Genomic DNA, 8902 nt, shown 5'->3' with positions numbered 1-8902 from the left:
GTAGCCATGTCGTTCTGTGAGCCAAGGAGTTGGTAGAATGTTTTGTCTTCCTAAGACCGCTTGGCCTCCGACTGCGGGTGCATAGGGACTGCGCAACGGTCTGCGCATCGGTCTACGTAACGAGGCGAAGGCGTTGCGGCATGCGGTCCGCGCCGCTACGGCAGCGTTTTGCCGCGGCTTCGTCGCGATGTCTTGCGCAATGCTAAGCTAGCGCAACGCCATGCTTGCGCCGTCGCCATATCGACGCGCGCGCAGTAAAGCATGGCTGCCACGCATTTGCACAGGATTCGCGCCCCCATGAAGAAACTATTCCTGATCGCCGCTTTCGCCACGTCGTTCATCTTTTCAGGCAGCACGTTCGCGCAGATCGACGATAAATCGGACCCGCAGGCGCTGATCAAAACCGCCACGCAGCAGGTGCTCGACGAAGTGCGCCAGCAGTCGATCGACCCGAGCGACATCCCGCGCATCATGGATATCGTGAACCGGGACATCCTGCCGTACATCGATTTCCGTTACACGACGCAGCTCGCGATCGGCCGCTACTGGCGGACCGCGACGCCTGAACAGCAGCAAACGCTTGTGCATCAGTTCCAGATGCTGCTGATTCACCTGTATGCGGGCGCGCTCGCGCAATTGCGCCCGGATCAGAAAATCGAGTATCCGCCGATGCGGATGTCGCCGAGCGATACCGATACCGTCGTGCGCACCATCGCGTTGACGAATGCCCAACCTGTCGAAATCGACTACCGGCTGCACAAGACGCCGGAAGGCTGGCGCGTCTACGACCTCAATGTGGTCGGCGCGTGGCTCGTGCAGACGTATCGGCAGCAATTTGGAGAGAAGATCGCACAGAGCGGCATCGATGGGCTCATTCAGTTCCTGACGGAACGCAACGAGCAGCTCGCTTCGGGGAGGCAGCAGCAGTAAGACCGCGAAAGCGGGGCGAAAAATCACCAGGCCGTGCGCAGCGTACGCAGTGCAGAATATGTCGCGCCGCGCCGGCGCGGCGTGGTAGCAATTTCCTGGCTTGCAACTGAAAGCTTTGTGCCGGGCGGAATAGAAACGGCGTCTCGAATGTTTCCGGAGCAGGCATTTCTGCCAGGAGACCCATGTCATGTTCCGCAACCGCTTACCGTATTTGCGCGTCTTCACCGTACTGGCCGCCGCCTGTCTGGCGGCTGGATCGGCGCCGGCGCAATCCGCTATATCGACTTCCTCGCTGCTTACGCCGGCGAACGCGAAGCCGTACGCTTCCACTACCGCGACCGGCGTCCAGATCTATATGTGCGAGTACGACGGCTCGCACCATCTGACGTGGCTCTTCAGAAGCCCACATGCGACGCTGTACGACACAGTTGGGCGCGCAGTGATTCAACACGACGCCGGACCGTCATGGCAGGCGCAGGACGGCAGCCGCATCGTCGGCCACCCGATCGCGCAGATGGCCAGCGCGTCGGCGGACAGTATTCCGCAGTTGCTGCTCGAAACGAAGAGCGACGACGGAAAAGGCGAAAAAGGCGGCGAACTGTCGGACGTGCGCTATGTGCAGCGATTGAACACGGTAGGCGGCGCTGCGCCTGCCCAGATATGCTCGGCCGAACATCAGATCGCTTATTCGCCTTACTTTGCGAACTACGTATTCTGGAAGTGAGCACCGCGAGCCTCGCGGCCGTCGCCTTGTACAAGGACGGCCGCGAAGATAGCGGCATCGATGCTTACCGCGACTGCGCGTGTTCAGCAAGCAGCGAACGGGCGCCCGGCGGCGTGAGCAGCTCGCGTTCGAGCAACAGCCGCCTCGCCGAATCGGCGATGATCACGACACCGCCGGCCAGTATCACGGTGTCCTTGATAATCAGCCGGCCGTGTTCGGACAGGTACGGAAAGCCGTGCTGTGCGTCGCCGAGCGCGGGCACCCATGTTTCCGGCGTCGTTATCAGAAACGATAGGGTCACGAATGGCGTGAGAAACGACAACACGCCACCGAGCAGCCCGAGATTGCGCGACACGAAGTTGGACAGCACGAGCAGGCCGATGATGATTTCGAGCGTGCCGAGACCACGCGAGAAGCCATACGTATTGTTAGCCTGCTGCCATTGGCGTTGCTCCGGTACGAGCTGGCCTTCCTTCGTCATATGCTGCGCATACTGCTTCGGATGCTTGTAAAAGAACTCCATCACGGGACTCTGCGCGACGAGCGGCGTGATGCTGTCCGCTTCGTAAGGAACGAACTTTAACGCGCCGATCCACAGAAAAACGATCGCAATGGCGATACGGACGAGATTCGCGCCGAGGCTTTCGCCACGGCTCGCGACCCGCAGAAAGTCGGTATAGAGGTTCATCGTTTTCTTCCATCGGAAAAGTCAGTCGAGGCCGCGCGAGCGGCCTGCTCTGGTCAAAGCGTGTCCGGCTAAAAACCGGTCGCGGGATTCACTGGCCGAAGTAGATTGGCTTCATACCGTCGTTGCCGGGATGCGCGAACCGGTTGCCACCGGAACTCGAAATGCCCGCGGCTTCGGGACCATAGCCCGAAATTTCGCGAGACGGCGCCTGCGCGACAGGTTGCTTTGTATTCACGCGTGTCTGTGCCAGTTGCAATGCGTCTGGATAATGCGCATCTTCGCCGAGCGACTGGTCGTAGCCGGTCGCACGCCATTGCGCGAGTTCGGCGCGCACCTGGGCACGCGTCAGTTCGCCCGCTTGCGCGACATTCGCGGCGGTGCCGGACAAGGCGGAAACTGCAAATGCAGTCCCGGCAATGAGGGGGATGGCGAATCGGAACTTCATCATGTTCTCCTGTGGAAGGTTGTAACGCGTGGCCATCCGCGACGGCGTAGATTCACTCTAGGAAGGAACATGTAGCGGCTTGCAGTCCGGATGGATCAAACACATGCTCATTCGGATCAGGTCGCGCGAAAGCCGCGACGCCGCGTTGCCGCGACGCGATCGAAGAATTGCATGACATCCGTAGAGGCTCGCCTGAGCGGACGGGCTGCAAGCGCTGTTTCGCTGGCGCGATTCGCCGTGTTCGAGTCGCGAGGCGAAAAACCTTATCGACGAAAGCGCTAAAGCAAGTGGGGTTATAGCGCTCGAAGACCATAAAACCGTATCGACATAAGGGATCCTGATAAAGCATAGACTTTGATTGATGCGGTACGGAACATGCACCGCTCGATGCGGAAGGAATGCAAGGGAAGTAATGCAAGGGAATCAACGGAGAGCACGCATGGCAGACACGATGACCGAACTCGACCCCTTCGTAAACCGGCAGTACAAGCATGGTTTCGTGTCGGACGTAGAGGCCGATTCGTTACCGCCGGGACTGGACGAGGACGTGATTCGCGCCATATCGGCGCGCAAGAGCGAACCGGCGTTTCTGCTCGACTGGCGCCTCGCCGCCTATCGCCACTGGTTGACGATGACCGAACCGCAATGGGCGACGGTACGGCGCGACCCGATCGACTACGCGTCGATCGTCTATTACTCGGCGCCTAAGGCGCGCAACGGCGGGCCGAGGAGTCTCGACGAAGTCGACCCTGAACTGTTGCGCACCTACGAACGGCTTGGCGTGCCGCTCAAGGAACGCGAAATGCTCGCCGGTGTCGCAGTCGATGCCGTGTTCGACAGCGTGTCGGTCGCAACGACGTTCCGCGACAAGCTGTCGGCGCTCGGCATTATCTTCTGCTCGTTTTCAGACGCAGTGCGCGACCATCCGGATCTCGTGCAGCGATATCTCGGCTCCGTCGTGCCGCACAAGGATAACTTCTTTGCGGCACTGAATTCGGCGGTGTTCAGCGACGGCTCGTTCGTCTACGTGCCGCCCGGTGTGCGCTGTCCGATGGAACTGTCCACCTATTTCCGCATCAACGCGCAGAACACCGGCCAGTTCGAACGTACGCTGATCATCGCAGACAAGGGCGCGCAAGTCAGTTACCTGGAAGGCTGTACGGCACCGATGCGCGATGAAAATCAGCTGCATGCGGCCGTGGTCGAACTCGTTGCGCTCGACGACGCGCAGATCCGCTATTCGACGGTGCAGAACTGGTATCCGGGCGACGAGAACGGCCGTGGCGGCATCTACAACTTCGTGACGAAGCGCGGCGACTGCCGCGGGAAAGACTCGAAGATCTCGTGGACGCAGGTCGAAACCGGCTCGGCGATCACGTGGAAATACCCGAGCGTGATTCTGCGCGGCGACGGCTCGATCGGCGAGTTCTACTCGGTGGCGCTAACCAACAATCTGCAACAGGCTGACACGGGCACGAAGATGATTCATATCGGTGCGAACACGCGCAGCACGATCGTGTCGAAAGGCATTTCCGCGGGCCGCGGCAGCAACGCGTATCGCGGTCTTGTGCGCATCGCGCGCTCGGCCGAAGGCGCGCGCAACTTCACACAATGCGATTCGCTGCTGATGGGCGACCGCTGCAGCGCGCATACGTTTCCGTATATCGAAGTGAAGAATCCGACGGCGAAGGTCGAGCACGAAGCATCGACGTCGCGCGTCGGCGAAGACCAGTTGTTCTATTGCATGCAGCGCGGGCTGTCGGCGGAAGACGCGGTGTCGATGATCGTCAACGGATTCTGCAAGCAAGTGTTCGATCAGCTACCGATGGAGTTCGCGGTCGAAGCGCAGAAGCTTCTAGGCGTCAGTCTGGAAGGAAGCGTCGGCTAATGACACTGACGCGACGAGCAAGGCGGAATGGCAGCAAACAGCGAGGAGCACTGAATCATGCTGAGAATCAGAAATCTGTGCGCACGTGTCGAAAGCAAGGACATCCTGCGCGGTATCGATCTCGACGTAAGGCCGGGCGAAGTACACGCGATCATGGGGCCGAACGGCTCGGGCAAAAGCACGCTCGCGAATGTGCTGGCGGGCCGCGACCAGTTCGAGATTACGGGCGGCGAGGTTCTGTGGTTCGGCTCGAACCTGCTCGAGCTGGCGCCCGAAGAGCGCGCGCGCGAAGGCATTTTTCTCGCGTTCCAGTATCCGGTCGAGATCCCAGGTGTGAGCAACGTCTACTTGCTGCGTGCGGCGCTCAACGCACAACGCCGGCATCGCGGCGAGCCTGAACTCGACGCGATCGACTTCCTCGATCTGCTGCGCGGCAAGATGGACATGATGCAGATGAACGACGATCTGTTGCATCGTGCCGTAAACGAAGGGTTTTCCGGCGGCGAGAAGAAGCGCAACGAAATTCTGCAGATGGCAGTGCTCGAACCGAAGCTTGCGATTCTCGATGAAACCGATTCGGGCCTCGATATCGATGCACTGCAACTCGTGGCAAAAGGCGTGAATGCGATGCGCAGCCCGGAGCGTGCAATCGTGCTCGTCACGCACTATCAGCGGCTGCTCGACTACATCGTGCCGGACTACGTGCATGTGCTGTCGCAGGGCAGAATCGTACGGTCCGGCACGCGCGAACTGGCGCTCGAACTCGAACAGCGCGGCTATGGCTGGCTCGTGGAGGGCTCCGACGAAAACGCTCGCGCGCCGCAATCCTCGCAGGTGACCGCATGAAGAACGAGTCCCTCGACCATCTGACGCACAGCTTCACGGCACTTGCGCCGGCTTTGCCCGGTGCAGCATTGCCGTGGATGAACGAGTGGCGCTTGCGCGCGTTCGAGCAGTTTCGCGTTCGGGGTTTTCCGACGCGCGCCGAGGAAGCGTGGAAGTACACGAACCTCGACATATTGAGCAGCAAGCTGCTGCACTTTGCGACGGCCGTCGATGATGAGGTTCATCCGAGGGCTGCTGAACAGCTTGTGAAAGCGCAAGCGCTCGAAGGCGTGAGCCGGTTAGTGTTTGTCAACGGCGTGTGGGCTCGACAATTGTCCGACCTCGGCGCGTTGCCGCCCGGCGTGTTTATCGGCAGCCTCGCAAGCGCGCTCGAGCAAATTCCCGAGCGGATCCGTGAGCAGTTGGAACGCGAAGATGAGTTCGACGGCCTGACTGCGTTCAACGCGGCATTCGCACGCGATGGCTATGTCATGCTGGTGCCGCCGGGCACGGTGCTGAACAGACCGCTGCACGTGCTCTTTATCGTCGGCGGCCAGCGTGATCTGACCGTCGAGCCTTTGAACCTGATCGTTGCCGGTGCGCATGCGCGCTGCGCGGTCGTAGAACAGTACGTCGGTACGCAGGGCGACTGGTATTACACGAACGCGGTGACGCGTATTCATGCGGACGACAATGCGGACGTGCAGCACTACCGCGTGCAGGACGAAGCGCGAGGCAGCGTTCATACCGGAACGGTGATTGCCGAGCAGCACAACGCGAGCCGCTTCTCGTCGTATGCGTTTTCGTTCGGCGCCGCGCTCGCACGTTCGACCATCGCCGTAAAGCTCGCGGCGCCGGGCAGCCGGACAACGCTCGACGGGCTTTACGTCGGCAACGGCAAGCAGCATCTCGACCACTACACGATGATCGACCATGCGCACCCGCTATGCGCGAGCCGCGAAACCTATCGCGGGGTGCTCGACGGCGCCGCGCACGGCGTATTCAACGGACGCATCGTCGTGCGCCAGGACGCGCAAAAAACCGATGCCGATCAGTCCAATCACAACCTGCTGCTGTCGCGTAATGCGGAAGTCGACACCAAGCCTCAACTCGAAATCTTTGCCGACGACGTGCGCTGCACGCACGGCACGACCGTCGGACAGCTCGATGAAACGCAACTGTTCTATCTGCGTGCGCGCGGCATCGACGAACGGGCCGCACGCGCGGTGCTAACGATTGCCTTTGCGCGCGACGTGATCGACCGCGTGGCGATCGACGCATTGAAAGCGCGTCTCGAAGCGAGATTGCTGTCGCGGATGAACGAGGCGCCGGCTGATGCAAACGACGCCTGAAGGGGCATAGGGAACGCATATGAAACGCATCGATCTGGAACGCGAAGACGTCGTGCGCGTCTGGCGGCGCGATTTTCCGATTCTCGACACCCGTCCGGACGGGAAGCCGCTCATCTATCTCGACAATGCCGCAACCACGCAGAAACCGTATCGCGTGATTGCGACGGAAGCAGACTATTACCGCAGCACGAATTCGAACGTCCACCGCGGCGTGCACTGGCTGGCCGAACGTGCAACGCAAGCGTACGAGCGCTCGCGTGCAACGGTCGCGAAGTTCGTCAACGCGGCGCACACATCGGAAATCGTCTTCGTGCGCGGCACGACCGAAGCAATCAATCTCGTGGCGCACAGCTTCGCGCGGCCGCGTTTGCAGACGGGCGACGAGATCGTGCTTTCCGCGATCGAGCATCATTCGAATATCGTGCCGTGGCAACTCGTGTGCGAACAGACGGGCGCGGTACTGAAAGTCGTGCCCGTCGACGATACCGGCACGCTCGATATGGAAGCGTACAAACGCCTGCTTGGCCCGCGCACGAAACTCGTCGCGCTTGCACATGTATCGAATGCGCTGGGTACGGTCAACCCGGTTAAGCGGCTGATCGACGCCGCGCACGAGCACGGTATTCCCGTGCTGCTCGACGGCGCCCAGGCAATCGCACACATGCCCGTCGACGTACGGTCGCTCGACTGCGATTTCTACGCGTTTTCAGGCCATAAGCTGTATGGTCCGACCGGCATCGGCGTGCTGTACGGCAAGGCGAAGTGGCTCGATGCGATGCCGCCCTGGCAGGGCGGCGGCGACATGATCCGCACCGTCTCGTTCGAGGCGACCACGTATAACGAGCTGCCATGGAAGTTCGAGGCGGGCACGCCGAATATCGGGGGCGCGATTGCGCTCGCTGCGGCGATCGACTATATCGGCTCGCTCGGCTTCGCGACGATCGCAGCATGCGAGCATGCGCTGCTCGAATATGCGACGGGCGAATTGCAGCGCGTCGACGGCGTGCGGCTCATCGGCACTGCGGCGGAGAAATCCGGCATTCTGTCCTTCGTCGTCGACGGCATTCATGCGCATGACGTCGGCTCGATTCTGAGCGACGCCGGCATTGCGGTGCGCGCCGGTCACCATTGCGCGATGCCGGCGATGGCGCGTTTCAACGTACCGGCAACGGTGCGTGCGTCGCTGGCGCTTTACAACACGCACGGCGAAATCGATGCCCTCGTGAAGGGACTTGCGCGCGTGAAGGAGCTGTTCGGGTCATGAGCGACATACGCGAGCTGTATCAGGAAGTGATCTTCGATCACTATCGCCGCCCGCATAACCGGCATGAGGTCGCACACGCAAGTCACACGGCGGTAGGGTATAACGCGCTGTGCGGCGATCGTGTCGAACTTGCGCTGCGCGTCGCGAACGGTATCGTGATCGAGGTCGGGTTCGACGGCGAGGGCTGTGCGATTGCGACCGCATCGGCCTCGATGATGACCGATCTCGTCAAGGGCAAAACGCTGGAAGAGGCGCAACGGCTGATCGAGCGCTTTCAGGCCATGGTGACGAGCGATCGCGAACCGGCGCAACGCGATACCGAGGGTCTCGGCAAAACCCGTGTGCTAGCCGGCGTGCGCGAATATCCGGCACGCGTGAAATGCGCGACCCTCGCATGGCACACGCTATCGGCCGCGCTGCAAGGCCGCAAGGAGCACGAAGAATGAGCGGCGAATCGTTTAGCGACGAAAGCACGCGTGCGCTCGAAGACCGCGTGATCGAGGGCTTGCGCACGGTGTACGATCCGGAGATTCCGGTGAACATCTACGATCTGGGGCTGATTTACGACCTGAAAGTCGACGAGAAAGAAGGGCGCGTGGAAATCCGGATGACGTTGACGGCACCCGCGTGTCCGGTCGCCGAAACCTTTCCATCGGTAGTCGAGGAGGAGGTCTTTTCGCTGGCCGGCGTGCGCGACGTCCGGATCGACCTCGTATGGGACCCGCCCTGGACAAAGGCACGCATGACCGAAGCCGCGCGTCTTCAACTTGGAATGTTCTAGCGGCC

10 protein-coding genes are annotated in these 8902 nt (G+C 61.1%); 8 read left to right on the top strand and 2 right to left on the bottom strand.

Annotated elements, in window-relative coordinates; genetic code table 11:
- Positions 1-297: 297 nt before the first annotated feature.
- Complete coding sequence (locus tag QYH69_RS25475; RefSeq protein WP_308834497.1) at positions 298-930, top strand: ABC transporter substrate-binding protein; 633 nt, start codon at positions 298-300, stop codon at positions 928-930.
- Positions 931-1117: 187 nt separating this feature from the next.
- Positions 1118-1654, top strand: a complete 537-nt coding sequence (locus QYH69_RS25470; protein WP_308834496.1) for a DUF3455 domain-containing protein — start codon at positions 1118-1120, stop codon at positions 1652-1654.
- A gap of 64 nt (positions 1655-1718) precedes the next feature.
- On the opposite strand, the gene rclC is transcribed toward QYH69_RS25470, so the two are convergent.
- Both rclC and QYH69_RS25460 read right to left on the bottom strand, forming a co-directional pair.
- Positions 1719-2342 (bottom strand): reactive chlorine resistance membrane protein RclC, encoded by a 624-nt coding sequence (rclC, locus tag QYH69_RS25465; protein WP_308834495.1) that lies wholly within the window; start codon positions 2340-2342, stop codon positions 1719-1721.
- 88 nt (positions 2343-2430) lie between these two features.
- On the bottom strand, positions 2431-2790 hold the full coding sequence (locus tag QYH69_RS25460) for a DUF4148 domain-containing protein (RefSeq protein WP_308834494.1): 360 nt from the start codon (positions 2788-2790) through the stop codon (positions 2431-2433).
- Between the two features lie 436 nt (positions 2791-3226).
- Between QYH69_RS25460 and sufB the strand changes: the two genes are divergently transcribed.
- From sufB to QYH69_RS25430, 6 genes are read left to right on the top strand one after another with little or no spacing between them, the layout of a single operon-like run.
- On the top strand, positions 3227-4675 hold the full coding sequence (gene sufB / locus QYH69_RS25455) for a Fe-S cluster assembly protein SufB (protein ID WP_308834493.1): 1449 nt from the start codon (positions 3227-3229) through the stop codon (positions 4673-4675).
- Between the two features lie 57 nt (positions 4676-4732).
- Positions 4733-5521 carry a Fe-S cluster assembly ATPase SufC gene (gene sufC, locus QYH69_RS25450; RefSeq protein ID WP_308834492.1) on the top strand — a complete coding sequence of 263 codons (789 nt, stop codon included), beginning with the start codon at positions 4733-4735 and terminating at the stop codon, positions 5519-5521.
- Complete coding sequence (sufD, locus tag QYH69_RS25445; RefSeq protein WP_308834491.1) at positions 5518-6852, top strand: Fe-S cluster assembly protein SufD; 1335 nt, start codon at positions 5518-5520, stop codon at positions 6850-6852. The genes sufC and sufD overlap by 4 nt, the downstream gene beginning before the upstream one ends.
- 19 nt (positions 6853-6871) lie before the next feature.
- On the top strand, positions 6872-8116 hold the full coding sequence (locus QYH69_RS25440) for a cysteine desulfurase (protein WP_308834490.1): 1245 nt from the start codon (positions 6872-6874) through the stop codon (positions 8114-8116).
- Positions 8113-8562 (top strand): Fe-S cluster assembly sulfur transfer protein SufU, encoded by a 450-nt coding sequence (gene sufU, locus QYH69_RS25435; RefSeq protein ID WP_308834489.1) that lies wholly within the window; start codon positions 8113-8115, stop codon positions 8560-8562. The genes QYH69_RS25440 and sufU overlap by 4 nt, the downstream gene beginning before the upstream one ends.
- Positions 8559-8897 carry an SUF system Fe-S cluster assembly protein gene (locus tag QYH69_RS25430; RefSeq protein ID WP_308834488.1) on the top strand — a complete coding sequence of 113 codons (339 nt, stop codon included), beginning with the start codon at positions 8559-8561 and terminating at the stop codon, positions 8895-8897. The genes sufU and QYH69_RS25430 overlap by 4 nt, the downstream gene beginning before the upstream one ends.
- Positions 8898-8902: the final 5 nt, after the last annotated feature.

It is taken from the genome of Paraburkholderia sp. SARCC-3016 (assembly GCF_031119615.1).
Classification (GTDB): domain Bacteria; phylum Pseudomonadota; class Gammaproteobacteria; order Burkholderiales; family Burkholderiaceae; genus Paraburkholderia.
This window is presented reverse-complemented; position numbering and strand designations above follow the sequence as displayed.